At 69.2% G+C, this 26,186-nt stretch carries 26 protein-coding genes; 13 read left to right on the forward strand and 13 right to left on the reverse strand.

Annotated features, from left to right (window positions below; all coding sequences use genetic code 11):
- Nucleotides 1–164: 164 nt before the first annotated feature.
- On the reverse strand, nucleotides 165–1,559 hold the full coding sequence (locus AU194_RS26760) for a cystathionine beta-synthase (RefSeq protein WP_059092304.1): 1,395 nt from the start codon (nucleotides 1,557–1,559) through the stop codon (nucleotides 165–167).
- 29 nt (nucleotides 1,560–1,588) lie between these two features.
- Entirely contained in the window at nucleotides 1,589–2,641 is a 1,053-nt protein-coding gene (locus AU194_RS26765; RefSeq protein ID WP_059092326.1) for an alpha/beta hydrolase, read from the reverse strand.
- A 181-nt stretch (nucleotides 2,642–2,822) separates the two neighbouring features.
- On the opposite strand from AU194_RS26765, the gene AU194_RS26770 reads away from it, so the two are divergent.
- Together AU194_RS26770 and AU194_RS26775 are read left to right on the forward strand one after the other, a co-directional pair.
- Nucleotides 2,823–3,773 (forward strand): SGNH/GDSL hydrolase family protein, encoded by a 951-nt coding sequence (locus tag AU194_RS26770; protein ID WP_231743594.1) that lies wholly within the window; start codon nucleotides 2,823–2,825, stop codon nucleotides 3,771–3,773.
- A gap of 32 nt (nucleotides 3,774–3,805) precedes the next feature.
- A complete protein-coding gene (locus AU194_RS26775) occupies nucleotides 3,806–5,023 on the forward strand; it encodes an acetyl-CoA C-acetyltransferase (RefSeq protein ID WP_059092305.1) in 1,218 nt (405 codons plus the stop codon).
- 68 nt (nucleotides 5,024–5,091) lie between these two features.
- Here AU194_RS26775 and AU194_RS26780 read toward each other — a convergent pair whose 3' ends face one another.
- Together AU194_RS26780 and AU194_RS26785 are read right to left on the reverse strand one after the other, a co-directional pair.
- Nucleotides 5,092–5,937, reverse strand: a complete 846-nt coding sequence (locus AU194_RS26780) for a hypothetical protein (RefSeq protein ID WP_059092306.1) — start codon at nucleotides 5,935–5,937, stop codon at nucleotides 5,092–5,094.
- A gap of 215 nt (nucleotides 5,938–6,152) precedes the next feature.
- Complete coding sequence (locus tag AU194_RS26785; protein WP_059092307.1) at nucleotides 6,153–7,007, reverse strand: Bax inhibitor-1/YccA family protein; 855 nt, start codon at nucleotides 7,005–7,007, stop codon at nucleotides 6,153–6,155.
- A 166-nt stretch (nucleotides 7,008–7,173) separates the two neighbouring features.
- Here AU194_RS26785 and AU194_RS26790 point away from each other — a divergent pair, with 166 nt between their 5' ends.
- The 3 genes from AU194_RS26790 to AU194_RS26800 are packed head-to-tail and all read left to right on the forward strand — an operon-like array spanning nucleotide 7,174 to nucleotide 10,685.
- Nucleotides 7,174–8,211 carry an enoyl-CoA hydratase/isomerase family protein gene (locus AU194_RS26790; RefSeq protein ID WP_059092308.1) on the forward strand — a complete coding sequence of 346 codons (1,038 nt, stop codon included), beginning with the start codon at nucleotides 7,174–7,176 and terminating at the stop codon, nucleotides 8,209–8,211.
- An 11-nt stretch (nucleotides 8,212–8,222) separates the two neighbouring features.
- Entirely contained in the window at nucleotides 8,223–8,996 is a 774-nt protein-coding gene (locus tag AU194_RS26795) for an enoyl-CoA hydratase (protein ID WP_059092309.1), read from the forward strand.
- A 9-nt stretch (nucleotides 8,997–9,005) separates the two neighbouring features.
- Entirely contained in the window at nucleotides 9,006–10,685 is a 1,680-nt protein-coding gene (locus AU194_RS26800; protein WP_059092310.1) for an alpha/beta-hydrolase family protein, read from the forward strand.
- Here the strand turns inward: AU194_RS26800 and AU194_RS26805 are convergent.
- Nucleotides 10,656–11,054: a rhodanese-like domain-containing protein gene (locus tag AU194_RS26805; RefSeq protein WP_059092311.1), complete on the reverse strand. Its 399-nt coding sequence runs from the start codon at nucleotides 11,052–11,054 to the stop codon at nucleotides 10,656–10,658. The two genes, AU194_RS26800 and AU194_RS26805, sit on opposite strands and share 30 nt — an antisense overlap.
- A 1-nt stretch (nucleotide 11,055) precedes the next feature.
- Nucleotides 11,056–11,586 carry a cysteine dioxygenase family protein gene (locus AU194_RS26810; RefSeq protein ID WP_059092312.1) on the reverse strand — a complete coding sequence of 177 codons (531 nt, stop codon included), beginning with the start codon at nucleotides 11,584–11,586 and terminating at the stop codon, nucleotides 11,056–11,058.
- A gap of 116 nt (nucleotides 11,587–11,702) precedes the next feature.
- On the opposite strand from AU194_RS26810, the gene AU194_RS26815 reads away from it, so the two are divergent.
- Both AU194_RS26815 and AU194_RS26820 read left to right on the forward strand, forming a co-directional pair.
- Entirely contained in the window at nucleotides 11,703–12,152 is a 450-nt protein-coding gene (locus tag AU194_RS26815) for a lipoprotein LpqV (RefSeq protein ID WP_059092313.1), read from the forward strand.
- A 40-nt stretch (nucleotides 12,153–12,192) separates the two neighbouring features.
- Nucleotides 12,193–13,224 (forward strand): patatin-like phospholipase family protein, encoded by a 1,032-nt coding sequence (locus tag AU194_RS26820; protein ID WP_059092314.1) that lies wholly within the window; start codon nucleotides 12,193–12,195, stop codon nucleotides 13,222–13,224.
- Here AU194_RS26820 and AU194_RS26825 read toward each other — a convergent pair.
- From AU194_RS26825 to AU194_RS32015, 3 genes are read right to left on the reverse strand one after another with little or no spacing between them, the layout of a single operon-like run.
- Nucleotides 13,210–14,079: a patatin-like phospholipase family protein gene (locus AU194_RS26825; RefSeq protein ID WP_059092315.1), complete on the reverse strand. Its 870-nt coding sequence runs from the start codon at nucleotides 14,077–14,079 to the stop codon at nucleotides 13,210–13,212. The two genes, AU194_RS26820 and AU194_RS26825, sit on opposite strands and share 15 nt — an antisense overlap.
- A gap of 24 nt (nucleotides 14,080–14,103) precedes the next feature.
- Nucleotides 14,104–15,498: an ATP-binding protein gene (locus AU194_RS26830; RefSeq protein WP_059092316.1), complete on the reverse strand. Its 1,395-nt coding sequence runs from the start codon at nucleotides 15,496–15,498 to the stop codon at nucleotides 14,104–14,106.
- A gap of 43 nt (nucleotides 15,499–15,541) precedes the next feature.
- Nucleotides 15,542–15,688 carry a hypothetical protein gene (locus AU194_RS32015; RefSeq protein WP_157576555.1) on the reverse strand — a complete coding sequence of 49 codons (147 nt, stop codon included), beginning with the start codon at nucleotides 15,686–15,688 and terminating at the stop codon, nucleotides 15,542–15,544.
- A 176-nt stretch (nucleotides 15,689–15,864) separates the two neighbouring features.
- Between AU194_RS32015 and AU194_RS26835 the strand changes: the two genes are divergently transcribed.
- Together AU194_RS26835 and AU194_RS26840 are read left to right on the forward strand one after the other, a co-directional pair.
- Nucleotides 15,865–16,521, forward strand: a complete 657-nt coding sequence (locus AU194_RS26835; RefSeq protein WP_082698861.1) for an MOSC domain-containing protein — start codon at nucleotides 15,865–15,867, stop codon at nucleotides 16,519–16,521.
- Nucleotides 16,522–16,547: 26 nt separating this feature from the next.
- Entirely contained in the window at nucleotides 16,548–17,591 is a 1,044-nt protein-coding gene (locus tag AU194_RS26840) for a zinc-binding dehydrogenase (RefSeq protein ID WP_059092328.1), read from the forward strand.
- A gap of 3 nt (nucleotides 17,592–17,594) precedes the next feature.
- Here AU194_RS26840 and AU194_RS26845 read toward each other — a convergent pair whose 3' ends face one another.
- Nucleotides 17,595–18,650: a dihydrodipicolinate reductase gene (locus AU194_RS26845; protein ID WP_059092318.1), complete on the reverse strand. Its 1,056-nt coding sequence runs from the start codon at nucleotides 18,648–18,650 to the stop codon at nucleotides 17,595–17,597.
- 80 nt (nucleotides 18,651–18,730) lie between these two features.
- Between AU194_RS26845 and AU194_RS26850 the strand changes: the two genes are divergently transcribed.
- Both AU194_RS26850 and AU194_RS26855 read left to right on the forward strand, forming a co-directional pair.
- Nucleotides 18,731–19,924, forward strand: coding sequence for a lipid-transfer protein (locus tag AU194_RS26850; protein ID WP_059092319.1), 1,194 nt, complete (start codon nucleotides 18,731–18,733; stop codon nucleotides 19,922–19,924).
- 131 nt (nucleotides 19,925–20,055) lie between these two features.
- Nucleotides 20,056–20,376, forward strand: a complete 321-nt coding sequence (locus tag AU194_RS26855) for a hypothetical protein (protein WP_059092320.1) — start codon at nucleotides 20,056–20,058, stop codon at nucleotides 20,374–20,376.
- A gap of 56 nt (nucleotides 20,377–20,432) precedes the next feature.
- On the opposite strand, the gene AU194_RS26860 is transcribed toward AU194_RS26855, so the two are convergent.
- Complete coding sequence (locus tag AU194_RS26860; RefSeq protein ID WP_059092321.1) at nucleotides 20,433–21,806, reverse strand: cation:dicarboxylate symporter family transporter; 1,374 nt, start codon at nucleotides 21,804–21,806, stop codon at nucleotides 20,433–20,435.
- Nucleotides 21,807–21,898: 92 nt separating this feature from the next.
- Here AU194_RS26860 and AU194_RS26865 point away from each other — a divergent pair, with 92 nt between their 5' ends.
- Nucleotides 21,899–23,458 (forward strand): sensor histidine kinase, encoded by a 1,560-nt coding sequence (locus AU194_RS26865; RefSeq protein ID WP_059092322.1) that lies wholly within the window; start codon nucleotides 21,899–21,901, stop codon nucleotides 23,456–23,458.
- Nucleotides 23,455–24,156, forward strand: coding sequence for a response regulator (locus AU194_RS26870; protein ID WP_059092323.1), 702 nt, complete (start codon nucleotides 23,455–23,457; stop codon nucleotides 24,154–24,156). The genes AU194_RS26865 and AU194_RS26870 overlap by 4 nt, the downstream gene beginning before the upstream one ends.
- On the opposite strand, the gene AU194_RS26875 is transcribed toward AU194_RS26870, so the two are convergent.
- Both AU194_RS26875 and AU194_RS26880 read right to left on the reverse strand, forming a co-directional pair.
- Entirely contained in the window at nucleotides 24,153–25,217 is a 1,065-nt protein-coding gene (locus AU194_RS26875; protein ID WP_059092324.1) for a YncE family protein, read from the reverse strand. The two genes, AU194_RS26870 and AU194_RS26875, sit on opposite strands and share 4 nt — an antisense overlap.
- Before the next feature lie 437 nt (nucleotides 25,218–25,654).
- Nucleotides 25,655–26,110 (reverse strand): cupin domain-containing protein, encoded by a 456-nt coding sequence (locus AU194_RS26880; protein WP_059092325.1) that lies wholly within the window; start codon nucleotides 26,108–26,110, stop codon nucleotides 25,655–25,657.
- Nucleotides 26,111–26,186: the final 76 nt, after the last annotated feature.

A 26,186-nucleotide genomic window follows, 5' to 3' on the forward strand; every position in this document is an offset into this window, starting at 1 on the left:
GGGGTAGTTCCCGGAGGGGGGTGGCGGTTGCTCGGTCATCGGGGTGCCTTCCAGAGCTGTAGCTGGGATAAAGCGAGCTAACTGTACCGGAGCAGCGCGACGCACCGCGCGTTTTCCCGCGCGGGCCGACCCCCGCGATTGGTTTGCCGGGCTACGTATTTCGGCTAACGGCGACCGCTGCTGTCGGACAGGAATCCGAGCAGGTCATGACGGGTCAGCACACCGACCGGTTTGCCCTCCTCGACCACCATCAGCGCATCGCATTCGCGCAGGGTCTTGGCGGCGGTGCTGACGAGTTCGCCCGCGCCGATCAACGGCAACGGCGGGCTCATGTGCTCGGCCACCGCGTCGGCGAGTTTCGCGCGGCCTTCGAACACCGCCGACAGCAGTTCGCGTTCGGACACACTGCCCGCGACCTCACCCGCCATCACGGGCGGTTCGGCGCCGACGACCGGCATCTGCGAGACGCCGTACTCGCGCAGGATGCCGATCGCGTCGCGCACGGTCTCCGCCGGGTGGGTGTGGACGAGGTCGGGCAGCGCACCGGACTTGCCGCGCAACACATCTCCGACCGTCGGTTGTTCGATCGAACCGTCGAGCCGGTTGCGCAGGAACCCGTAGGACGACATCCAGTCGTCGCTGAAGATCTTCGACAGGTAGCCGCGGCCGCCGTCGGGCAGCAGCACCACCACGAGCGCATCGGGACCGGCCTTGCGCGCGACCTCGTTCGCGGCCACCACCGCCATCCCGCACGAGCCGCCGACCAGCAGCCCCTCCTCGCGGGCGAGCCTGCGGGTCATGTCGAAGGAGTCGGCGTCCGAGACGGCGATGATCTCGTCGGGCACCGCGGGGTCATAGGCCGACGGCCAGAAGTCCTCACCGACGCCCTCGACCAGATACGGCCGTCCGGTCCCGCCGGAGTACACCGAGCCCTCCGGGTCGGCGCCGATGACGCGGACCTTCCCGCCGGACACCTCCTTGAGGTAGCGGCCGGCTCCGGTGATCGTGCCGCCGGTGCCCACGCCCGCGACGAAGTGGGTGATCTTGCCCTCGGTGTCGCGCCAGATCTCCGGCCCGGTGGTCTCGTAGTGTGACTCCGGCCCCATCGGGTTGGAGTACTGGTCGGGCTTCCACGCGCCCTCGATCTCGGTGACCAGACGGTTGGACACGCTGTAGTAGCTGTCCGGATCGTCGGGGGCGACCGCCGTCGGGCACACCACGACCTCGGCGCCGTAGGCGCGCAGTACGTTGCGCTTGTCCTCGCTGACCTTGTCGGGGCAGACGAAGACGCACTTGTAGCCGCGCTGCTGGGCGACCAGCGCCAGCCCGACGCCGGTGTTGCCGGAGGTGGGTTCGACGATCGTGCCGCCCGGTTTGAGTTCACCGCTCTTCTCGGCAGCATCGATCATCTTGACCGCGATGCGGTCCTTGGAGCTGCCGCCGGGGTTCAGGTACTCGATCTTCGCCGCGACCGTGCCGGCCCCCGCGGGCACAACCGAGTTCAGCTGTACCAGGGGTGTGTTGCCGATGAGCTCACTGACGTGCTGGGCGATGCGCATGACTCCATCGTCCCAGGCTCGTCGAACCGCTACCAGGTGGCCTCTCGGATGTACTCGCCGATCTGCTTCAGCGACCGCTGCGCCTCCGACACGACCGGGGCTCCCAGCTGGAAGACGTGCATCTGACCGGGCCACACGCGGACCTCGACCGGCACGCCCGCGGCGGCGAGCAACCGTGCGGCCTTGCGAGCGTCGCTGATCAGAACCTCGGAGCCGGACACGTGGATGAGCGTGCGCGGCAGGCCGGGCTCGATGTGGTCGAGCGGTTCGTAGATCGGTTCGGGTTTCCCGTCGACGAGGTGCTTCTCGGCGGCGTGCTCGATGAGCTCGACCAGCGCGTGGAACGCGCGCTCCGGGAACATCGCGTCGCTGCGTACGTTCGGGTGGTTGGCGCGGGCCTCGTTGTCGAGTTCGAACAGCGGGGACATGGTGACGACGGCGGCGGGCGTCTCGTCCTCGGCCTGCAGCCGTTCGGCCAGCGCCAGCGACAGGTAGCCGCCCGCGGAGTCACCGGCCAGCACGATCTGGTCGGGTTCGTAGCCCTTCCGCCGCAGCCACTGGTAGGCGTCGTAGCAGTCGTCGACGGCCTGACCCACGGAATGCTTGGGGATCATTCGGTAGTTGACGACCAGCGCGGGACTGTCAGCGAACTTCGACAGCGCGGTCACCAGCCGGCTGTGGGAGTTGACGCCGCAGGTCAGGAAGGCGCCGCCGTGCAGATAGAGAATGATGCTGCGTTTGCCGTCGGCCGGCAGCACGCCGGGCGCGCGGACCAGCTGGGCGTTGCAGTTCTGCAGCGCAATGGTCGCCCGGATAGTGCCCGGGACGGGGCGCATGATGCGGCAGGCGAAGTCGATCACACCCCATGGCCAGGGCATCTTCGGGGCGAGGCTACCGATCGTCAGCGTGGGCTTGATGGTCGCCATCGCGGCGAGCGCCATGACGCGGGCGGCGATGCTCGGGCCGTCCTCGACCACCTCGACGGGTGCGCCGTCACTGACCGGGTACCGCCGCGACCGGTATGGGCTACCTGCCCGGAGGCCAGCAAACGAAGAGCTGGGAACCCTGCTCGGTGCGGTCATCGCGACCACCTCCTACGCCGTTGTAGTGCCAGGTGCTCAGCTACTCAGCCAATCTCCGTAACTCAGCTTCGCACATGTAACCGGTATCACAATGGTTCAAACAATTTTCGTTCCGGTCTTGATACCGCACCGTGATCGCCGTCACTCCGATGCCACGCGGACGGTCCCTAAACTGATCGGCGTGCGCGCTTCACGCGGTGCCCTGGCAGCGGCGGCCACGCTCGCGTCGACCGGATCCGCCTACCTCGGCGTGCGCAATCTGCTCCAGGGTCAGGCGGCCCGCGCTCGTGAGGTCATCCCGAAGGCCTGGGACATTCCGCCGCGCGCCGACGGTGTGTACTCCCCCGGCGGCGGCCCCGTCGAGCGGTGGCACCGCGGCGACCCGTTCGACCTGCACCTGATGATCTTCGGCGACTCGACCGCGACGGGGTACGGCTGCCGCAGCGCCGAGGAGGTGCCCGGCGTGCTGATCGCGCGCGGACTGGCCGAACAGTCCGGCAAACGGATCCGGCTGAGTACCAAGGCGATCGTCGGCGCCACGTCCAAGGGCCTCGAGGGGCAGATCGACGCGATGTTCGTCGCCGGTCCCCCGCCCGATGCCGCGGTCATCATGATCGGCGCGAACGACATCACCGCACTCAACGGCATCGCGCCGTCGGCGCGGCGGCTGGGCAAGGCCGTCGCCCGGCTGCGGACCAGCGGCGCGGTCGTCGTCGTGGGCACCTGCCCGGACTTCGGGGTGATCACCGCGATCCCCCAGCCGCTGCGCACGGTGGCGCGGACGCTGGGGCTGCGGCTCGCACGCGCCCAGGCCTCGGCGGTGCGCGCCGAGGGCGGCGTGCCGGTCCCGTTCTCCGATCTGCTGGCCCCGGAGTTCTACCGCCACCCCGAGGAGTTGTTCTCCGACGACATGTTCCACCCGTCGGCGGCGGGATACGCGCTGGCGGCCAACCAGCTGCTGCCCGCGCTGTGCGAGGCGCTCGGCGAAGGCGGCGGTGACAGCGTGCCCGAGCAGGCGTTGCGCACCCGCGCCGCCGACGTCAGCACGCTGCTCGCGAAAGTCGGGGGCGTCACCCGCCTGTGGCGGCGGACAACCGGGGTGCCTGCACCGGTCATCGCATCCGCAGGCTAACTTTGCCGTTACCAGCCGATTGAGGAGCCGTCATGCCTGAAGCCGTCATCGTCTCGACCGCGCGTTCGCCGATCGGCCGCGCCAACAAGGGGTCGCTGGTCGACATGCGTCCCGACGATCTCGCCGCCCAGATGGTGCGCGCCGCCCTGGACAAGGTCCCCTCGCTCGATCCGCACGACATCGACGACCTGATCATGGGGTGCGGCCAGCCCGCGGGTGAGTCCGGCTTCAACATCGGCCGCGCGGTGGCCGTGCAGCTGGGCTACGACTTCATGCCGGGCACCACCGTGAACCGGTACTGCTCGTCGTCGCTGCAGACCTCGCGGATGGCGTTCCACGCGATCAAGGCCGGCGAGGGTCACGCGTTCATCTCCGCGGGTGTGGAGACGGTGTCGCGGTTCGCGAAGGGCAGCGCCGACGGCTGGCCCGATTCGAAGAACCCGAAATTCGCTGAGGCCCAAGAGCGTTCGAACCAAGCCGCCGCGGGCGCCGACGAGTGGCACGACCCGCGCGAGGACGGCAACCTGCCCGACGTCTACATCGCGATGGGCCAGACCGCCGAGAACGTCGCGCTGCACACCGGCATCAGCCGTGAGGACCAGGACCACTGGGGCGTCCGCTCACAGAACCGTGCGGAGGAGGCCATCAACAACGGCTTCTTCGAGCGCGAGATCGCGCCGGTGACGCTGCCGGACGGCACCGTCGTCTCCAAGGACGACGGCCCGCGCGCCGGCACCACCTACGAGAAGATCAGCCAGCTCAAGCCGGTGTTCCGGCCCAACGGCACCATCACCGCCGGCAATGCGTGCCCGCTGAACGACGGCGCCGCCGCGCTGGTCATCATGAGCGACACCAAGGCACGTGAGCTGGGCCTGACGCCGTTGGCGCGCATCGTCGCGACCGGGGTGTCCGGGTTGTCGCCAGAGATCATGGGTCTCGGCCCGATCGAGGCGTCGAAGAAGGCGCTCGCCAACGCCGGGATGGGCATCGACGACGTCGACCTCTACGAGATCAACGAGGCGTTCGCGGTGCAGGTGCTCGGTTCAGCGCGCGCGCTGGGCATGGACGAGGACAAGCTCAACGTCTCGGGCGGGGCGATCGCGCTGGGGCATCCGTTCGGGATGACGGGCGCGCGGATCACGGCCACGCTGATCAACAACCTGCAGACCCACGACAAGCAGTTCGGCCTGGAGACGATGTGCGTCGGCGGCGGTCAGGGTATGGCGATGATCATCGAGCGCCTGAGCTAGTTTTCTCTTTGCGTTGACTCTGCGCTCACGGCGCAAAAGTGCGAGTGGCCAACGCCGTAGGCGCAGAGTCAACGGGTGCGGAGCCGCCATGCTCGCTCCGTCCGGCGGATCACGTCGAGCTCAGGCGTACGCGCCACCACCCTGACGACGAGCCAACCCGCCGCGGCGATGTCCTCGGCGCGTCGGATCTCGTAGGCGTAGCGGTCTTTCGTCGTCCGATGGTGGTCACCGTCGTATTCGGCGGCGACCTTGAGATCTTCCCAACCCATGTCGAGGTAGTACGTGGTGTAGCCGTCGGGGGCAGGCACCGGTATCTGGGTACGGGGACGCGGAAAGCCGTGGCGGATCAACAGCAGCCGAAGCCACGTCTCCTTAGGGGATTCGGCGCCCGCATCCGCGAGCGCGAGCGCCCTCTCCAGCTGCCGCAGCCCGCGCGTATGACGGTGGCCGGCCGCCAGCGCGTGGATGTCGGCGATGGATAGATCGGTCGCGCGGAGCAACGCGTCGAGCCGGGCCACTGCGCCGGTGAGCGGACCGCGCCTGCCGAGGTCGAACGCGGTGCGGGCAGGAGTCGTGACAGGCAGCCCGTCGAACGTCTCGGTCTCCCCGACGAACAGCGTGTCGGCCCGGGTGACAACGCCCGGTGGAGTCCGCGCATTGCGCCAGATCAACTCGATCGGCACGTCGTCGTCGATCCATGCCGACCCGTGCAGCGCGGCGGCCGCCAGTCCCGCGACGACGCCCTCACGGTGCGTCCACAACCACGCCGACTCCGTGCGCTGACGTAGCGACGGTTCGGTCCGGCGGTCCAGGTAGACATCCGGGAGCACTGCCTTGTGAAAGCGACGGAGCTCGTGACGGGTCAGCCGTCCCAGCGCCAGCGCCTCGGATCCGATGAAGGGCACGTCGTCCATGGCCGAAGCGTCGTGACGCCAGCCGACGCCTCACCCCGTCGTCGGAGCGTCAACCGGTCGACCTGTGGATGCATCGCGCGCTGTGGACAACCCACCTCGTTGACTCTGCGTTGGTGGCGCGAAAGTCCGAGTAGGCAACGCCGTAGGCGCAGAGTCAACGCCAGCGAAGCAGAAAGCCCGGCACCACCGGTGCCGGGCTTCCCTCGAAATGGCTGCTAGTCGTTCTGGAAGTAACTGAGCAGCCGCAGGATCTCGATGTACAGCCAGACCAGCGTGACGGTCAGGCCCAAGGCCACACCCCACGCGGCCTTCTCCGGCGCGCCCGCGCGGATCATCTGGTCGGCCGAGTCGAAGTCGATCAGGAAGCTGAACGCCGCGAGGCCGATGCAGACCAGCGAGAAGATGATCGCGATCGTGCCGCCGCTGCGCAGGCCCATGCCCTCGCCGCCGCCGACACCGACACCGAACATCGCCAGCACGAAGTTGCCGAGCATCAGCACCACCACGCCGAACAGGCCGGCGACGATCATCCGGGTGAACTTCGGCGTGACGCGGATGGCGCCGGTCTTGTAGACGACCAGCATGCCGAAGAACACACCGAAGGTGGCCAGCAGCGCCTGGGTGATCAGCGCGCCCGCGTTACCGCCGGCGACGACGACGTTGCCGAACAGCCACGAGATCGCGCCAAGGAACAGGCCTTCCAGGCCCGCGTAGGTCAGCACGATGGCGGGATTGTCCTGCTTGCGCCCGAAGGTGGCGATCAGCACCATCACCAGGCCGCCGATGGCGCCGATGAAGGTCAGCGGGCCGGCCAGGCCCGGGTTCATGCCGACCAGGAAGTAGGAGACGACGGCGACGGCCGACAGCACGGCCAGCGTGATGCCGGTCTTGGTGACGACGTCGTCGATGGTCATGGGCCGGGAGACCCCGGTCTGCTGCGGGTACTGCGTCGTGTACGGCTCAGCCTGCATTTGCTGGGCACCGTAGCCGGCGGCTCCGGTACCGAATGTCGCGTATCCGCCCTGCGTCTTCGGCAGGGAGCGGAATACCGGGTTGCTGCTCTCGCGCACCGTCGGGTCCTCTCATAGGTGGTTCGATGACGAACACACGATCAACGTTCGACGGTCCGGCCGGAGTTCCCGAGATGGACTCAAGATCTCACAGGAACTTCCCAGGACGTCGAACGAAACCTTACCCGTCGTGCGACCGCCGCGGGCGACGATCTACATTGCTCCCGTGGCCGAAAACGAGGACGTCCTAGTTTCTGTCGAGAACGGCGTCGGTCAGCTCACCCTGAACCGGCCCAAGGCGATCAACTCGCTCACCCACGGCATGGTGACCACGATCGGCGAGGCGCTGCACGCCTGGGAGAACGACGACGCCGTCCACACCGTGCTGCTCTCCGGCGCCGGCGAGCGCGGACTGTGCGCCGGCGGCGACGTGATCGCGCTCTATCACAGCGCCAAGGCCGGCGGAGCGGACGCGCGGCGGTTCTGGTTCGAGGAGTACCAGCTCAACGCCTACATCGGCGGCTACCCGAAACCGTATGTGTCCCTGCTGGACGGCATCGTCATGGGCGGCGGCGTCGGGGTCGGCGCGCACGGCGACGTCCGCATCGTCACCGACACCACGAAAATGGCCATGCCCGAGGTCGGCATCGGCTTCATCCCCGACGTGGGCGGCACCTATCTGCTGTCCCGCGCCCCCGGCGCGCTCGGCCTGCACGCCGCGCTCACCGGTGCGCCGTTCAGCGGCGCCGACGCGATCGCGATGGGATTCGCCGACCATTACGTGCCGCACGAGAAGCTCGACGACTTCACGACCACGCTCATCGCCGACGGCGTCGAGGCGGCGCTGGCCGCCCACGCCGTCCAACCGCCGGAGAGCACCCTGCTCGCCCAGCGGGACTGGATCGACGAGTGCTACGCCGGGGACAGCGTCGCCGACATCGTCGCCGCGCTGCGCGCGCACGGCGCGAAGCCCGCCGCCGACGCCGCCGACCTCATCGAGACCCGCTCCCCCATCGCGCTGGCCGTCGCCCTCGAATCGGTCCGCCGGGCCGCGCGGCTCGACACACTGGAGGACGTGCTGCGCGACGAGTACCGCGTGTCGTGCGAGTCGCTGCGCAGCCACGACTTCGTCGAGGGCATCCGCGCCCAGCTCGTCGACAAGGACCGCAACCCGAAGTGGTCGCACTCCTCGGTCGCCGAGGTCACCGAGGCCGACGTCGCCGCCTACTTCCAGCCCGTCGAGACCGAACTCACCTTCCCGTAAAAGGAGTCGCCATGAGTTACGAGACCATCCTCGTCACCCGCGAGGGCCGCGTCGGCACGATCACCCTGAACCGGCCGAAGGCGCTGAACGCCCTCAATTCGCAGGTGATGGCCGAAGTCACCACGGCGGCAGCCGAATTCGACGACGACGAGGGCATCGGCGCGATCATCGTCACCGGCAGCGAGAAGGCCTTCGCGGCGGGTGCCGACATCAAGGAGATGGCGAACCTGTCGTTCGCCGAGGTGTTCACCGCCGACTTCTTCGTGCTGTGGGGCAAATTCGCCGCCACCCGCACCCCCACCATCGCCGCGGTCGCGGGGTACGCGCTCGGCGGCGGGTGTGAGCTGGCGATGATGTGCGACATCCTGATCGCCGCCGACACCGCGAAGTTCGGCCAGCCCGAGATCAAGCTCGGCGTGCTCCCCGGGATGGGCGGTTCGCAGCGGCTGACCCGCGCGATCGGCAAGGCCAAGGCGATGGACCTGATCCTCACCGGCCGCACGATCGGCGCCGAGGAGGCCGAGCGCAGCGGTCTCGTCTCGCGGGTGGTCCCGGCGGACAAGCTGCTCGACGAGGCAAGAGACGTGGCCGCCACCATTGCGGGCATGTCGCGCAACGCATCCCGGATGGCCAAGGAGGCCGTCGACCGCGCCTTCGAGTCGACGCTCACCGAGGGTCTGCTCTACGAGCGCAGGCTCTTCCACTCCACATTCGCGACCGAGGATCAGAAAGAAGGTATGGCGGCGTTCACCGAGAAGCGCCCCGCCAACTTCACGCATCGCTAATCTGCAGCGGTGACCGTCACCGCGCAGACCGTCGAAGAGGCACCCGCGCCGCCGAAACGCGCCTGGTGGCTGCGGCATTACACGTTCTTCGGCACCGCCACCGGGCTGGTGTTCCTGTGGTTCTCGATGACGCCGTCGCTGCTGCCGCGCGGCCCGCTGTTCCAGGGTCTGGTCAGCGGCGGGGCCGGCGCCACCGGCTACGCGATCGGCGTCTTCGCGGTGTGGCTGTGGCGGTACATGCTGTCGAAACCCAGCACCCCGCCCGCGCCGCGGTGGGCGTGGCTGGCGCTGGTCGTGGTCGGTGTCGTCGGCCAGGTGCTGATGATCGTGTACTTCCATGTGTGGCAGGACCAGATCCGCGATCTGATGGGTGTCTCGCGGTTGCGGTTCTGGGACCATCCGCTGGCGGCGGTGCTGTCGCTGGTCGTGCTGTTCGCGCTCGTCGAGGTGGGTCAGCTGGTCCGGCGGCTGGTCCGGTTCCTCGTCGGGAAGTTGAATCGTGTTGCGCCGCCCCGGGTCTCGGTGGTCGTGGTGGTCGTGCTGCTGCTGGCGTTGACGATCGCGATCCTCAACGGTGTGGTGGTCCGCGGGGCGATGAGCGCGATCAACAGCACCTTCGCGACGGTCAACGACGAAACCGATCCGGACACCCCGGCGCCGGACACCCCGTTGCGGTCGGGCGGCCCGCAGTCGCTGGTGAGCTGGGAATCGCTGGGCCACCAGGGCCGCATCTTCGTCTCGGGCGGGCCGACGGCCGACGAGCTGACCGCGTTCAACGGGGCGCCCGCGGTCGAACCGATCCGCGCCTACGCGGGGCTGAACTCCGCCGATGGCATCCGCGCCACCGCCCGGCTGGCCGCCCAGGAACTGCTGCGCACCGGCGGGCTGGACCGCGCGGTCATCGCGGTCGCGACCACCACCGGCACCGGGTGGATCAACGAGGCCGAGGCCTCGGCGCTGGAGTACATGTTCAACGGCGACACCGCGATCGTGTCGATGCAGTACTCGTTCCTGCCGAGCTGGTTGTCGTTCCTGGTCGACAAGGAGAACGCCAGACAGGCCGGGCAGGCGTTGTTCGAGGCGGTCGACGAACTGGTACGTGCGGTTCCGGAGAACAGGCGCCCGCGCCTGGTGGTCTTCGGCGAGAGCCTCGGCTCCTTCGGCGGCGAGGCGCCGTTCCTGGCGCTGAACAACCTCATCGCCCGCACCGACGGTGCATTGTTCTCCGGTCCGACGTTCAACAACACGATCTGGACGCAGTTGACCGGGCAGCGTGATCCGGGGTCACCGGAGTGGCTGCCGATCTTCGACGACGGCGCCAACGCCCGCTTCGTGGCCCGGCCCGAGGATCTCGACCGCCCCGACAAGCCGTGGCGGACACCGAGAGTCGTCTACCTGCAGCACGCGTCGGATCCGATCTCGTGGTGGAACCCGGACCTGTTGTTCGCGCGGCCGGACTGGCTGGAGGAACCGCCCGGCTACGACCGCACGGCGCGGATGAAGTGGATCCCGGTGGTGACGTTCCTGCAGGTGTCGGCGGATATGGCGGTGGCGGTCGACGTTCCGGACGGGCACGGCCACGTCTACGTCAAGAACGTGGTGAATGGCTGGGCGGCGGTGCTGGAGCCGCCGGGCTGGACGCCGGAGAAGACCGCGCGGTTACGCCCGCTGCTGCACTCCGGCGAGTGACGCCAGCACCCCGTCGTTCTCGAGCGCGTGATAGCCGCCGATGACGTCGGTGGCGCGGTGCAGTCCCAGATCGAGGAGCGACGCCGCGGCCAGACTCGACGTGTACCCCTCCGAGCACAGGATCACCCACTCGACGTCGTCGCCGACCGCCTCGGGGATGCGGGCGTCACTGGTGGGGTCGCAGCGCCATTCGAGCACGTTGCGTTCGATCACCAGGGCGGCGGGCACCTCCCCCTCGCGGGCGCGTTGGGCCTGCGGGCGGATGTCGACGAGGACCGCCCCGCGCGCGAGTGCGGCGGGCACCTCGGCGGCGGGCATGCGGCGCAGCCGGGCGCGGGCGGCGTCGAGGACGGCGTCGATGCGGCTCATCTCATCCCTCCGGTGTTTCGGTGAGCTCGGTGCGGTTGCGCCGCAACGTCTGTCGGTCGGTCACCTCGTAATAGGACATCGCGGTCAGCGGCGGCGAGTAGGCGTGCACGCTGAGCGTGGGTCCGGTCGGGACGGCGGGTTCGGGCGCCCACACCACATCGTGCACCCAGCCCAGCGGGAACGCGGCCTGATCCCCGGCCGACAGCCGTCGTCGCCGCAAACCGCCTCCGTCCCAGCGGGTTTCGGCAAGTGCGCCGGACACCACGGTCAGCGCGCCGAGCGAGCCGCCGTGGTCGTGCAGTTCGGTGGACTTGTCCGGCACCCAGCTGATCAGCCAGATGTCGAGTTCGTCGTCACCGTGCAGCCGGGTGTACCAGCGTTCGTCGGTGGGCACCCCGCCGCGCGGCAGGACGTGGTCGAACCGTCCGGACAGCACGTCGTCGGCGCAGCGGTCGGTGGCGTGCAGCAGATCCGGCAGGCGCAACCGGGTGGGCGCGGACACGGCGGGGACGGCAAGGGTGTGCACGGGCATGACGGGAACTCCAGGAGGACGGCAGACGGATGTCAGGGGGTGGGCGTCAGGCCCGACAACACTCCAGAACCGCGGTCCGCTCCATCACGGCGGCAAGTGTTGCATAGATTGAGGCCATGCGCAGCTGCCTCCCACGCCTGTTCGCGGCCGTCGCAGTCTCCGGCGGCCTCATTCTCACCGGCTGCTCGAGCGGCGGCGACGACTCCGCGGAGACCACGTCGTCGCAGCCGTCGCCGCAGGCCAGCGCCCCGGCGACGTCGTCGGAGACCCCGACCGCCGCCCCCGGTGAGGTCGGTGTGTCGCCGGGCGGCGTGACCACGGCCGTCGGCGCCCCTGCGGAGTCCACCGAGGACGAGTACTTCCAGGCCTGCAATACCGCTCGGCTGTGGATGGTCGAACGCGGCGGCGAACTGAAGGCCCAGCTGGAGCCCTATCTCGCGGAGATCCAGCGCTCGGAGGCGCCCGGTCCTGGCACGTTCGGGGAGCCGTGGTCGAAGCTCGCACCGGGACGCCAGGCCGCCGTCATCGTCGCCGCGCAGGCCGCCGCCGACGAACTGTGCGGATGACTTCGAATCACGGTGCGCACAACCGGCGGAGAATGACCCCATGAGCAAACGCGTCGCTCTGGTCCTCGGCAGCGGCGGTGCCCGCGGGTACGCGCACATCGGTGTGATCCACGAACTACGCGAACGCGGTTACGACATCGTCGGCGTCTCCGGATCGTCGATGGGCGCGCTCGTCGGCGGGCTGCAGGCCGCGGGCAAGCTCGACGAATATGCCGAGTGGGCCAAGTCGTTGACCCAGCGTGCGGTGTTGCGCCTGCTCGATCCCTCGCTGACCGCGCCGGGGGTGTTGAGGGCGGAGAAGATCATCGACGCGGTGCGTGACGTGCTGGGCGACGTCTGCATCGAGGATCTGCCGGTGCCCTACACCGCTGTGACGACGGATCTGATCGCGGGCAAGTCGGTGTGGCTGCAGCGCGGCCCGGTGGACGCGGCGATCCGCGCGTCGATCGCGATCCCCGGGGTCATCACCCCGCACGTGCTCGACGGGCGGTTGCTCGCCGACGGCGGCATCCTCGACCCGCTGCCGATGGCGCCGGTCGCCGCGGTCAACGCCGACGTGACCATCGCGGTGAGTCTCGGCGGCAGCGAGTCCGGCGGCACCGCCCCCGACGACGATGACGCCCATTCGACGGCGGACTGGCTGAACCGCCTGTTGCGCAGCACTTCTGCGCTGCTGGACACCAAATCGGCGCGCACGGTGCTCGACACCCCGGCGGTCCGGTCGATGATCGGCCGGTTCGGCACCTCCCCAGAAGAGGACGGCGACGACGAGCCGGAGCTCGAAACCGACAGCAGCGCCGACCAACTCGTCGACGCTTCAAAGGAGGTGTCGGTGCCGAGGCTGGGCAGCTTCGAGGTGATGAACCGGACCATCGACATCGCCCAGGCCGCGCTGGCCCGGCACACCCTGGCGGCCTATCCGCCCGACCTGCTCATCGAAATACCCCGATCAGCTTGTCGCAGTTTGGATTTCCACCGCGCGGCCGAGGTGATCGACGTGGGTAGGCAGCTGGCCATCCAGGCGCTCGACGAGTTCGAGCGGCCACAGTTCGCGTCGCTACTGCAGCCCTGACAGGAAGGCCGCGACGTCCACGGCGATCCGTCGGCCCTGCGCGCGGCCGGCTTGCGCGGACGGGATCCGACACGCCGGGTCCAGGGGGTTGGCCCCGAACGCGGCGAGCGCCTCGTCGTCGGCGAAGATCCCGAACGTCGGTGCGCTGAACCCGTCCACCTCCGCGACGGCGCCGCTGCCGAAGGGTGAGGGTGACGTCCGCCCCGACGGCACCAGCACCACCGCGGCGTCGCAGTCCGCGGCGACGGCCATGTTGACCGAGCTGCCGACGCCGCCGTCCATGTAGCGGCGCGAGCCGATCGTCACCGGCGGCCAGACGCCGGGGACGGCGCAACTGGCGGCCACCGCGTCGACCAGGTCGACCCCCGAGGTGCGGTCGAAGGTGACCAGTTCGCCGGTGGCGGTGTCGATCGCCGTCACCCGCAGCACCCGCTCCGGCCAGTCATGCGACGGCAGCCGCTGCTCGATGACCGCGCGGCGCACGTCCTCGGCGACCGTCGGTGTCGTCAGCGCGATCTCGCCGATGCGGCGCAGCTTCTCCACGGTGGTGGCGTTGGGATCGCTCAACGCGGCCAGGAACACCCCGGTGATGGTCTCGATGCTCACCCCCGCGTCGATCTCGGCCGACTCCGCCGCCGACTGCCGCCGGTAGAGCTCGTCGATGCCGAGGCCGCTGCCGAGTTGCGCGGCGACCGTCGACCCGGCCGAGGTGCCCACCAGCACGTCTGCGGTCAGCAGGGTGCGTACGGCGCCGGGCGCTTCGTCGGCGATGCCGCACAGCACCCCGGTCTCCCAGGCGATGCCGGCGATACCGCCGCCGGCCAGCACGAGTGCTCGCTTCGTCACGGGCTTCACTGTGCCAGGTGAGTCTCCCGAGGCTCAGCCGGGTTGAGCGGTCAGCGGCAACGTGGCGATGAACCGGGTGTTGCCGGGGGTGGACTCGGCCCAGAGGGCGCCGCGGTGGCGGTCGACGATGCGCACCGCGATGTCGAGGCCGAGTCCGGCGCCCTCCCCGAACGGTTTGGTGGTGAAGAACGGATCGAAGATCCGCGGCAGCACGTCCTCGGGGATGCCTGCCCCGGTGTCGCAGACCTCGACGCGGACGGTGTCGCGATCGCGTCGGGTGCGCAGGGTGAGCACCCCGGACGGCATCGCGTCGAGGGCGTTGTTGATGAGGTTGGTCCAGACCTGGTTCAGTTCGGCGGCGTAACACGGCACGTCGGGCAGATTCTGGTCGAAGTCGCGCACGACGGTGACCCGCGAATCGAGCCGGTGCGACAGCATCGCGAGCGTGCTGTCCAGCAATTCGTGGATGTCGGCGGCGTCGTAGGCGGCGCGGTCCAGTTGTGAGTACTGCTTGACCTGGTCGACGAGCACGGAGATCCGTTTCGTCGAGTCGGCGATCTCGGTGAGGAGCAGCTCGGTCTCGACGGTGGCGCTCAGCGAGCGGATCGCCGCATCGAGCGCCGCCGGAGTGTCACCGCACCCGGACGCCGAGATCCGCTCCATCCAGTCGAGGTCGAGGCCGGCCTCGGCGAACGTGGCGGCGTGCTCCCACGCATCGGCGACGTCGTGGGCCTCGAGCCATTCGCCGAGCGCCTCCTCCAGGCGGGACTTCTCGGCGGTGGTGAGGCCGGTCGGTTTGGCGGCCACCTCGGCCACTCGGTCGTGCAGTTCGGCCGGCGCCGTGTCGCCCCGATGACGGGTCTCGGCGATGCGGCCGCGCAGCGCGGAGGCCGCCCGCACCGCAGCGGCCGCCGAGTTGTTCAGTTCATGGGTGAGGCCGGCGGTCAGCTGGCCGAGCTGCGCCAGACGCTCGTGCGGTCCGAGGATGCGTCCGGCGTTGGACCGCCCATGGGAGTGTCCGACCAGCAGGTGGGTGGCCATCGGGAACTCGCTGCGCAGGAAGTCGCCGAATGTTGCGGCGTCGAGCACCAGCATCCGCGACGGGCGGGTCAGGCTGGTGTTGCTGTCGTAGCGGACGTCGTCGTCCGGCAGGAACGCCGACCAGGCTCCGCAGTAGGCGCCGCGCTGCGAAGTCGTCCACATCTCGATGTCCCGGTCGCCGGTGCGTTTCGACAGTGCGATCTCGCCGTCGAGCAGGACGTAGAAGTGTGTCGCCGGTGCGCCTTCGCGGCAGAGCAATCCGGCGGGCAGGGTCGTCACCGTGGCGTTGCCGCACAGCCGTTCTAGTTGGCGGTCGGTGAGGCCTTCGAAAAGGAACAGCCCGCGCAGTTCCTCGATGTCACACGTGTGCGCGGATCCGCCGAGCATGCCTCAGGCTACCGCGATGACGCGCCGCGGCCACCTGGTTTTCTCAGGCGAAGTGAACGACGAACGCCACCAGGAGCACCGCCAAGATGATCGTCCAGACGACGGAAATGATTGTGCCGGTGACGAATTCGGCCGGGTCGGGCACGGCGTCGCCACGGGCACGTCGCGAGGTGAACGGTGCGGTGGTCATGACGGTGGCTCATCCTGTCGATCGGTGGGTCCGGGTTGTGGTCTGCGCGACCGCGGGTGGACCCCTGTGATCTGATGAACAGCGCAGCGCGCCGGGATCATTTCCTCTGGCAGCAATTGAGCGGTCGCTGGCAGGAATGCCGCCCTTGGCTGCCCTACGCTGAAGCGGTGTCACGCGTGCTCAGTGTCAACCAGGCCCGGCCGATGCCGAATCCGGCCAAGGCGACCAAGGTCACCGGTATCGACAAGGTGTCGACCGACGACGCGGTGCCGGTGCAGGCGCCGGGCCCGTCGCGCAGCGGCCCTGGGGCCGGTCTGGCCGGCGACCTGATCGGCAACCGGAAGTTCCACGGCGGCGACGATCAGGCGGTGTACGCCTACGCGCGCGAGGACCTCGACGGCTGGCAGGCCACGCTCGACCGGACGCTGACCAACGGACAGTTCGGCGAGAACCTCACCACGTCCGGCGTCGACGTCACCGGCGCATTGGTCGGCGAACGCTGGCACGTCGGCACCGACGGCCTGATCCTCGAGGTCACCTCACCGCGCACGCCGTGCCGCACCTTCGCCGCGTTCCTGGGCGTGCGGGGGTGGATCAAGACATTCACCCAGGCGGCGCAGCCCGGGGCCTATCTACGGGTGATCCAGCCCGGTTCGGTGCGGGCCGGCGACGGGATCGTGGTGTCCGACCGTCCCGCACACGGCGTCACCGTCGGGATGGTGTTTCGCGCGATCAGCGGGGAACCCGAACTGCTCGACCGCCTCACCGACATCGAGGCGCTGCCCGAGAAGATCAGGAAACTGGCCAGGGACCGCACCGCGCGCCCGGCCTGAGCGGAGGACAGACCATGGCCGACCGGATCCCCGAGACCATGCGCGCCGAGCGCTTCTACGCCGAGACCAAAACGGTTGCGCTCGAGGAGGTCCCGGTCCCCCGACCGGGTCAGGGTGAGGTGCTGGTCAAGGTCGCGTTCTGCGGGATCTGCCACTCCGACCTCAGCCTGATCAACGGCACCTTCCCGGCGCAGCGGCCCGTGGTCACCCAGGGCCACGAGGCGTCGGGCACCGTCGCCGCTCTGGGACCCGGCGTGACCGGCTGGGACGTGGGCGACCGCGTCGTGGTGCCCGCCGGGCGGCCGTGCCTGGAATGCGCGAACTGCCGCCGCGGCGACATCGCGAACTGCCTGCAGATCCGGCTGATGGCGTTCGCCTACGACGGCGCCTGGGCGGAGTACACCGTGGCCCAGGCGGGTGGACTGACCCGCGTCCCCGACAACGTCCCGCTCGAACAGGCCGCGATCCTGGCCGATGCGGTGTCGACGCCGTACGGCGCGGTGGTGCGCACCGGCAAGGTGGGCGTCGGCGAATCGGTCGGCGTATGGGGCGCGGGCGGGGTGGGCACCCACATCGTGCAACTGGCCCGACTGGTCGGTGCCGTGCCGATCGTCGTCGTCGACATCGCCCCCGCCGTCCTGGAGCGCGCGCTGGCCGTCGGCGCCGACCACGCGTTCGAGGCGAGCGACCCTGCGCTGCACGACAAGATCAAAGCGGTGACCGGTGGCCGGGGCCTCGATGTGGCGTTCGACGCCGTCGGGCTCAAGGCCACCTTCGAACAGGCGCTTGGCAATCTGACCGTCGGCGGCCGGCTGGTCGCGGTCGGGATGAGCGGTGAGAGCCCCACGGTCGGCCCGACGTCGATGTTCGGGCTGACCAAGCGGCAGGTGCTCGGCCATCTCGGCTACCAGAACGTCGACATCGAGACGCTGACCAAGCTGGTGTCGCGGGGGCGGCTGGACCTGTCGCGCTCGATCAGCGAGATCGTGCCGCTCGACGACATCGCCTCGGGTATCGCCAAACTCGAACGCGGAGAGGGCAACCCGATCCGGATTCTGGTGCAGCCGTAGGACTCAGCGCAGGTGCGTGGCCGCCCGCCCGCTGATCAGCGGCAGGTCCAGGTAGGTGGCGATACCTGGCGCCGCGGCGCAGACGGCGGGGATCGAGTTCACACAGTGCGCGGCGGTCGCGACGATGCCGTTGTTGCTCTCCAGCCCCGCCTCGACACTGTCGGGCTGAAAACCCTTGACGGTCACGGTGAAATCCGGGTTGCCGCGGACCTCCATCTCGTAGCGCTCCCCCGCGGGCCCGAAAGCCCATGCGGGATCGAGGTTCTCCTCACCCATCAACCAGTTGACGGTGACACGCACGACGACCTCGCCGTCGACGGTGGCCTCCCAGTGGAACCGCCGCGCGGCGACCTGACCGGGCTGGATCGCCCCGATCGGCGACTCGATCGGCGCAGTGGCGACAGCGATCTCCTGCGACGAGCGGATCACCGGGTCGGCGCGGAAGCCCATCTTGTCCACGACCATCTTCACCGACTGGATGAACCCGCCGTCGAGCAGTTTCTGCATCGGACCGGACAGTGCCTTCTCCGGGGTGTCGCCGAACCCCATCACGTACCGCACCACATCGGGCGCGTCGTAGGTGCGCAGGTCCGAGAACTCCTCGGCCCGCACGAACGTCACCCCGGTCGTCATGATCGACAGCACCAGCGGGAACTTCTCGCTGATGCCGCCGGGTGCGATACCGGTGCCGTGCAGCGTCACGCCACCCTCGAGCGCGGCCGCCCGCAGCGGTGCGGCCTCCTTCTCGCCGGGGTAGAACCAGCCGACGGGGGTGACCACGTTCTTCCCGGACCGCAGCAGCGCGGCCACCTGATTCGGGTCGGGCAGCAGCGGCGAGTAGATCACCGCATCGGCGTCGAGGGCGAGGATGTCCTCGACGCTGTCGGTGGCGGTGACCCCGATGGGATCCCTGCCGAGGAGTTCGCCGACATCCTTGCCCGCCTTGTCTTTCGAGTGCACCCAACAGCCCGCGAGTTCGAGGTCGGGGTGTTCGAGGACACCGTTGATCGCGGCCACGCCGACGCCGCCGGTCGCCCACTGCACCACCCGTAACGCCATGGAACCTCCTCTTGACCCCCGAACTAGAACGCGTTCTATTGTGGTCTACACCACTTTCCGCTGTCTGCGAAGGGATCGCCATGAAGGGCAACCGCGTGTTCGTCGTCGGGGTCGGGATGACGAAGTTCGAGAAACCCGGCCGTCGCGAGGGCTGGGATTACCCGCAGATGGCCAAGGAGTCCGGCACAGAGGCGCTCGAGGACGCCGGCATCGAGTACTCCCGGGTCGAACACGGCTTCGTCGGCTACTGCACGGGTGACTCCACCTCGGGTCAGCGCGCGCTCTACGAACTCGGCATGACCGGCATCCCGGTGGTCAACGTCAACAACAACTGTTCGACGGGTTCGACGGCGCTGTACCTGGCGGCGCAGACGATCCGCGGCGGGCTGGCCGACTGCACCATCGCGCTGGGCTTCGAGAAGATGCAGCCCGGTTCGCTCGGCGGCGGCGCCAGCGACCGCGAGTCCCCGATGGGCCGCCACGTCAAGGCGATGGCCGAGATCGACGAGTTCGCGATGCCGGTGGCGCCGTGGATGTTCGGCGCGGCCGGCCGTGAGCACATGCGCCAGCACGGCAGCACCGCCGAACACTTCGCGAAGATCGGCTACAAGAACCACAAGCACTCGGTGAACAATCCGTACGCCCAGTTCCAGGACTCCTACACCCTCGACGACATCCTGGGCGCCAAGATGATCTCCGACCCGCTGACCAAACTGCAGTGCTCACCGACCTCCGACGGGTCCGGTGCGGCGATCCTGGCCAGCGAGAAGTTCGTCGACCAGCACGGGCTCGCCGGGCAGGCGGTGGAGATCGTCGGCCAGGCGATGACCACCGACTTCACCAGCAGCTTCGACGGGTCGGCCAAGAACCTCATCGGCTACGACATGAACGTCAAAGCTGCCCAACAGGTCTACGACCAGTCCGGGCTCGGGCCCGCCGACTTCCAGGTCATCGAGCTGCACGACTGCTTCTCGGCCAACGAGCTGCTGCTGTACGAGGCGCTGGGCCTGTGCGGCGAGGGTGAGGCGCCCAAGCTGATCGACAACGACGACACCACCTACGGCGGACGCTGGGTGGTCAACCCGTCGGGCGGGCTGATCTCCAAGGGTCACCCGCTCGGCGCGACCGGTCTGGCCCAGTGCGCGGAGCTGACGTGGCAGTTGCGCGGGACCGCCGACAAACGTCAGGTCGAGGGCGTCACCGCGGCGCTGCAGCACAACATCGGGCTGGGTGGCGCGGCCGTGGTGACCGCCTATCAGCGCGCCGAGCGCTGAACCTCGCCAAAAATCGCATTGAACCGTTTCGGTGACCACCCCGTTTCCTCGTCAGATCTTGCGGGCCCTGGGAAGAGTTTCCGGGCGATCCGCGGTTCCACTTGGCAGACGATGAGAAACGGAGACAGGCCATGCGGACGAAGTGGGCTTTGGCAGCGGTGGCGGCGGCGGCGTGCGGGGTGATGGCAGCGCCCGCCGGGATGGCGTCGGCGCAGGAATCGGCGCAGGACACCATCAACCGGCTGCGCGGTGAGGGCTTCACGGTCAACATCGACCGGGTCGGCAGCGCGCCGCTGAGCGAATGCGTGGTGACCAGCATCCGCAACAAGCGGACCGTCACGTCGTTCTCGCCGATCGACCGGATCGGCTTCGACGACGACCTCCACATCAACGCGTTCAACCCGATCGTGGTCGGCCGCACGGTGTCGGTCTCGGTCAACTGCGGTAGCTGAGACACCGGAAGACCCGACCGGTGAGGGGAAGCCGGTCGGGTCATTCCGGTGGTGTCTCAGACCGCTGCGGGCACCCGCTCGGGTGTGCGTGCGCTGTCGCCGGTCTCGTCGTCGACCATCGTCAGTTCGTCGAACGGTTCGTCACCGCGCAGCACCGCGTCCACCCGCTGCCGGTCGATCGTCTTCGTCCACGAGCCCACCAGGATGGTGGCGACCGCGTTGCCCGAGAAGTTCGTCACCGCACGGGCTTCCGACATGAACCGGTCGATCCCGACGATCAGACCGACGCCGTCGAGCAGGTCGGGCCGGTGGCTCTGCAGACCCGCCGCCAGCGTCGCCAGCCCCGCGCCCGTCACGCCGGCCGCACCCTTCGACGCCACGATCATGAACACCAGCAGCCCGATCTGCTCGGTCAGCGACAGCGGATCACCGAGGGCGCCGGCGATGAACAGCGACGCCATCGTCAGGTAGATCGCGGTGCCGTCGAGGTTGAACGAGTAGCCGGTCGGTACGACGACGCCGACGGTGCTGCGGTCGACCCCGAGGTGTTCCATCTTGGCGATGAGCCGCGGCAGCGCGGACTCCGACGACGAGGTCGACACGATCAGCAGGTACTCCCGGGCCAGGTAGCGGACGAGCTTGAAGATCGACACCCCCGCCACCGCGCGCATCAGCACGCCGAGCACCCCGAAGACGAACACCGCACAGGTGACGTAAAAGCCGAGCATCAGGGTCAGCAGCTGGGTGACCGCGGCCCATCCGGTCTGGCCGACGACGTTGGCGATCGCGCCGAACGCGCCGATCGGCGCAAGCCACAGGATCATCACCAGGATCTTGAACACCAGCTTCTGCAGATGCTCGACGCCGCGCAGGATCGGCTCCCCGGTGCGGCCCATCGCCTGGATCGCGAAACCCACGAGCAGCGCGACGAACAGCGCCTGCAGCACGCTGCCCGCGGTCAACGCCGAGACCAGCGTGTCGGGGATGATGCCCTGCACGAAGTCGAGCAGGCCGCCGGATTCGTGGGCCTTCTCGGCCAGTTCGGCGCCTTTACCCGCCGTGCTCTCCGTCAGGTTCATCCCGCTTCCGGGGTGCAGCACGTTGCCGACCAGCAGGCCGATCGCCAGCGCGAAGGTCGACATCACCAGGAAGTAGGCGAAGGCGAGCCCGCCGACCTTGCCGACGGTGGCCGCCTTGCGCACCGATCCGATGCCCAGCACGATCGTGCAGAAGATCACCGGCGCGATCATCATCTTGATCAGGTCGACGAACATTGTGCCGAGCACGCCGACGCTCTTGCCGACGGCGGGCGCCGCGATGCCGACGGCGACGCCGGCCACCACCGCGACGATGACGGCGATGTAGAGCCAGTGGGTGCGGTCGCGCCGCCGGGCGGGCGTTTCGGGCGGTGGGTCGAGGGTGACGCTCATGGTTCCTCCGGTCGACATCGGGTGCGGTCTGCAAGTAGGTTCGGCGACGACGTGAGCCAGGTCACGCTTAAGTTCATTTCTTTCAGCCGGAGGTGCGCGTGAAACGCTCCTGGCGGTGGATCGGCCCGAAGTCCCTCGCGGGCCAGGCCATCGCCCTCCAGATCGCGGTGATCGCGGTCATCGTCATCGCCGGGAGCGCACTCGCGCTGATCGACGCGCGGCGCGACGGTGACGAGGCCGCCCGGCAGCAGGTCGTGGGGATCGCCACCGCACTCGCCGATTCGCCGTCGACCGCGCAGGCCATCGAATCCGGAAGGGCCACAGCGCTTCTGCAGCCGGTGACCGAAGCGGTCCGCACCCAGACCGACATCGCGTTCATCACGATCATGGCGCCCGACGGGGTCCGGTTCACCCACACCGATCCGCAGCAGATCGGCGGCAAGTACCTGGGCACCACCGAACCCGCGCTGCGCGGGGAGACGTTCAGCGAGGTCTACACCGGTACCCTCGGTCCGTCGATCCGCGCCGTCGCCCCGGTGCGCGACGACGGCGGACGCATCGTCGGTCTGGTGTCGGCGGGGATCACGCAGCAGACACTGGCCCAGCGCTGGCGCGAGCAGGTGCCGGTCATCGCGGCCGTCACCGCTGCGGCCGTGGCGATTTCGTCCGTCGGCCTGTGGCTGATCCGGCGCAGGCTGATGCGCCAGACCCACGGGCTGCGCCCCGACGAGTTACGCGTGATGTACGAACACCACGACGCGATCCTGCATTCGGTGTCCGAGGGTCTGATCGTGCTCAACGGCGGCGGGGTGGCCCTGGTCAACGACGAGGCCCGGCGTCTGCTCGGGTTACCGCCGGGGCCGATCGACACCGCCGCGCTGCCCGAGTTCCTGCAGATTTCCGACCCCGGCGTGCGCGACGAAGTGCACGTCACCGAGGACCGGGTGCTGGTGGTCAACCGCTCCAGGGTGGCCGAGTCCGATTCGGAGGTGGTGACGATCCGCGACCGCACCGAATTGCAAGGGGCGCTGGGCGAACTCAGCTCGCTGCAGGTGCTCACCGATTCGCTGCGGGCCCAGGCGCACGAGGCGGCGAACAGACTGCACACCGTCGTCACGATGGTGGAGATGGGCCGCACCGAGGACGCCGTGCGGTTCGCGACCCAGGAGCTCGAGCTGTCCCAACATCTGGTGGACCGGCTGTCCGGCGCGGTCGGCGAGCCGGCGCTGGTGGCGCTGTTGCTGGGCAAGACGGCCCAGGCCGACGAACGCGGGATCGCGCTGACCGTCACCGAGGACACGCAGCTGCCCTCGCACAGCGATGTGCTGTCCGGCCAGGAGATGGTGACCGTGCTGGGCAACCTCGTCGACAATGCGATGGACGCCTGCGACCGCGCCGATCCGTGGGTGGAGGTGACCGTGACCCAGGACGAGCACCGACTGCTGATGCGGGTGGCCGACAGCGGTGCGGGGATGGATCCGGACACGTTCGCCCGCGCCACCCGGCGCGGGTACTCGACGAAGTCGGGCGCCCACCACGGGCTGGGGCTCGCGCTGGTCGCGCAAGTGGTGGCCCGGCACGGCGGGACGGTCACCGCCGACGTCACCTACGGTTCGGTGGTGACGGTGACGGTTCCCGTGGTTGCGACGTGAACGCCCCGCCGATCTCGGTGCTCATCGTCGAGGACGATCCGCTGATCGCCGAGGCGCACCACACCTACCTGTCGCGGTTGACCGGATTCGCAACGGCCGCGGTGGTTTCCACCGCCCGCGACGCGATGCGGGCGGCGTCGGAGGCGGCGGCCGACGATCGGCCGATCGATCTGGTGCTGCTCGACCTCGGCCTACCCGATGCCAGCGGTATCGCGTTGGCCTCGGCCCTGTCCGGGCTGCGTCCGGCGCCGGACATCATCGCGATCACCTCCGAACGCGATCTGGAGATGGTGCGTGCCGCGGTCGCGCACGGCGCGTTGGCGTATCTGCTGAAACCGTTCACGTTCGCGGCGTTCCGCGACCGGCTGGAGCGCTACCGCCGTTACCGCGAGGCACTGCCGGCCGGGATCGATGCGGCGAGTCAGGCCGAGGTCGACCGCGCGCTCGCCGAACTGCGGGGCGGGACCGAGCGAGCCACCGCACCCAAGGGCGCGGCACCCGGCACCAATGACGAGATCGCAAGAGCGGTCCGCGATTCCGGGGACGGGCTGACGGCCGACGAGGTCGCCGCGCAGGTCGGGGTGTCGCGGGTGACGGCGTGGCGGTACCTCGAGCGGCTGGCGGACGACGGCACCGTCACGCGCCTCACCGAATACGGCGGCGCCGGCCGCCCGAAGACCCGTTACCGGTGGCGTTAGACCGCGGGCGAGAGTTCGCGCAGATCGCGGTTGACGATCGGATCGGTCATCGCGAACGGCGAGTACGGCAGCTGCGCGGGCGCGGCGGGCACGGCCAGTGAGGTCATGGCCCCGCCGAAGTCCGCGACGTAGAGTCGGCGGCCGTCCTGGCGCACGGCCACGCACGCCGGGGTCGCGTCACCGGTGATCTCGTCGACCACCTCGGCGGTCCGCGCATCGAACACGACCACGCGGTCATAGTCGACGACGTAGGCGCGGGCGCCGTCGGCGGTCACGCTCAGCTGGGTGGGCGCGCCGCCGATGGCCACGGAGTCGATGACCGTGTTGGCGCCGAGGTCGATGACGTCGATGCTGCCGCCGTAGCGGCGGTCGGAACGCAGCACGTAGGCCAGCCCGTCGGATCCGAGCGCGAGGTCGCGGATCGGGGACGGCAGCCGGAGCCGGCGCACGACACGGGCGGTGTCGGTGTCGACGGTGAACAGCGCACTGCCCGCGAGACCGGTGGTGGCCACGTACAGCCGGCGCCCGGCCGCGTCGACACGGACGGCGTCGATGCTGGTACCGGGTCGGTAGCCGATGCCGATGGTGCCGAACCGCTCGGCCGTGGTGTCGAGCACCGCCACGTCGACGGACTGTTCGCCGGTGCGGCCGATGTAGAGCCGCTTGCCGTCGGGACTGATGGTCATGGCCGACGCGCCGAACGCGAGCGGATAGCGGGCGATCACGGCGCCGGCACGGGTGTCGACCACGGTGACGGCGTCGTCCTGCAGCGAGGACGTGGTCACGTAGGCACGGTCCTCGGCCACGGCGACCAGACCGGCCTCACCACCGACGGGGATGACCCGGGCGGAGCCCAAGTCGGCGTCGATGACGGTGATCGAGCGGTCGCCGGGGTTGGTGGTCACGACGTAGCCGGATGCGCTGTCGACGGCGACGTCGCCGATCGGGCCACGCGGCAGCGCGGCCACGTCGAGCACCGCGACCTGCGGGTCCTGCGCGGTCATCCCGATGACCTTCGGGGCGGGTACGGACGTGTTCTTACGCGTGAAGATGTTTGCCATGTCTCTCGGCACCTCCGCCGGTATGGCGTGCACCGGCCGTTGATCTCAGTCGTCAGCGCGCCGGGATGGCGCGGTCTGATCCGAGTCTAGCGACGGTTCCGACAGCGCTTTTCCGCTGATTTCGTCCAGTGTCCAACCGAGATGCGCAAACTCTCAGAGCATGCTTAGAAAAGATTTCGTTACGCGCCCGTGACCTTTTGGCAGCGAAACTTTTCCCCCGCGTCATCAGGGAGAAAAGGTTTCAGGCAAACCGTTCTAGATCAGAATCCCACGCGCCCCGGAATTCACATTCTTACATTTCGGCGCCAAAATGAGCCGCAGATCACACCCGGACAGTCCAGCAAACTCCCCTGCACCGGAGGTGACCCGGCCCCGCGCGACGCGCAGGGGCGGCGTCGGTCACTGCGTCGGCGGGGACAGCGTTCGCTGGGCTCGAGCTAACCGGCGCACCCCTGCGGTGCGTCACCGCGGACCGGGGCGTCGACGGGCACCGTGTAGGTGGCGACGACGCCGGCGTCGTGGGCAGCGGTGTTGGCGACGCGGTGGACGAGCCCGGCCGGGATGAACACGGTCTGGCCCGCCGCGTACGGGACGACGGCACAGTCGCCCGCGGTCTGCAGCTCGACCGCCCCCGCAGTGATCACGGAGTACTCGGGGCCGGGGTGGGTGTGCCAGCCGCTGCTCGCACCCGGCCGCATGAGCAGTTCCTGTACCAGCAGGGTGGTCCGCTGGCCCGGCGGCGTGACGATCGAGACCTCCTGTGCGGTCTCACCTTTGGCGATGTCGGTTCGGACGACGTCACCCTCGGGTGGGGTGGCGGCGGCGAATGCGGGTGTGGTGGCCATGCCGATCGCCCCGATCGGGACGGCCCATGCCCGGCGGACGTGGTGCATCGGAACCCCCTGTGCGGGTCAGGCCCCCGGCGGCAACGGCGCCGGAGGCGCCGGAACGGGGGCGGCAGGTGGGGGT

The organism is Mycobacterium sp. GA-2829 (assembly GCF_001499965.1).
GTDB lineage: Bacteria > Actinomycetota > Actinomycetes > Mycobacteriales > Mycobacteriaceae > Mycobacterium.

What these genes read in the sequence shown, in the direction of transcription:
- AU194_RS26760 (WP_059092304.1), bottom strand. Translation starts at nt 1,559, where the DNA reads ATGCGCATCGCCCAGCACGTCAGTGAGCTCATCGGCAACACACCCCTG.
- AU194_RS26765 (WP_059092326.1), bottom strand. Translation starts at nt 2,641, where the DNA reads ATGACCGCACCGAGCAGGGTTCCCAGCTCTTCGTTTGCTGGCCTCCGG.
- AU194_RS26775 (WP_059092305.1), top strand. Translation starts at nt 3,806, where the DNA reads ATGCCTGAAGCCGTCATCGTCTCGACCGCGCGTTCGCCGATCGGCCGC.
- AU194_RS26780 (WP_059092306.1), bottom strand. Translation starts at nt 5,937, where the DNA reads ATGGACGACGTGCCCTTCATCGGATCCGAGGCGCTGGCGCTGGGACGG.
- AU194_RS26795 (WP_059092309.1), top strand. Translation starts at nt 8,223, where the DNA reads ATGAGTTACGAGACCATCCTCGTCACCCGCGAGGGCCGCGTCGGCACG.
- AU194_RS26805 (WP_059092311.1), bottom strand. Translation starts at nt 11,054, where the DNA reads ATGAGCCGCATCGACGCCGTCCTCGACGCCGCCCGCGCCCGGCTGCGC.
- AU194_RS26810 (WP_059092312.1), bottom strand. Translation starts at nt 11,586, where the DNA reads ATGCCCGTGCACACCCTTGCCGTCCCCGCCGTGTCCGCGCCCACCCGG.
- AU194_RS26815 (WP_059092313.1), top strand. Translation starts at nt 11,703, where the DNA reads ATGCGCAGCTGCCTCCCACGCCTGTTCGCGGCCGTCGCAGTCTCCGGC.
- AU194_RS26820 (WP_059092314.1), top strand. Translation starts at nt 12,193, where the DNA reads ATGAGCAAACGCGTCGCTCTGGTCCTCGGCAGCGGCGGTGCCCGCGGG.
- AU194_RS26830 (WP_059092316.1), bottom strand. Translation starts at nt 15,498, where the DNA reads ATGCTCGGCGGATCCGCGCACACGTGTGACATCGAGGAACTGCGCGGG.
- AU194_RS32015 (WP_157576555.1), bottom strand. Translation starts at nt 15,688, where the DNA reads ATGACCACCGCACCGTTCACCTCGCGACGTGCCCGTGGCGACGCCGTG.
- AU194_RS26845 (WP_059092318.1), bottom strand. Translation starts at nt 18,650, where the DNA reads ATGGCGTTACGGGTGGTGCAGTGGGCGACCGGCGGCGTCGGCGTGGCC.
- AU194_RS26850 (WP_059092319.1), top strand. Translation starts at nt 18,731, where the DNA reads ATGAAGGGCAACCGCGTGTTCGTCGTCGGGGTCGGGATGACGAAGTTC.
- AU194_RS26855 (WP_059092320.1), top strand. Translation starts at nt 20,056, where the DNA reads ATGCGGACGAAGTGGGCTTTGGCAGCGGTGGCGGCGGCGGCGTGCGGG.
- AU194_RS26860 (WP_059092321.1), bottom strand. Translation starts at nt 21,806, where the DNA reads ATGAGCGTCACCCTCGACCCACCGCCCGAAACGCCCGCCCGGCGGCGC.
- AU194_RS26875 (WP_059092324.1), bottom strand. Translation starts at nt 25,217, where the DNA reads ATGGCAAACATCTTCACGCGTAAGAACACGTCCGTACCCGCCCCGAAG.
- AU194_RS26880 (WP_059092325.1), bottom strand. Translation starts at nt 26,110, where the DNA reads ATGCACCACGTCCGCCGGGCATGGGCCGTCCCGATCGGGGCGATCGGC.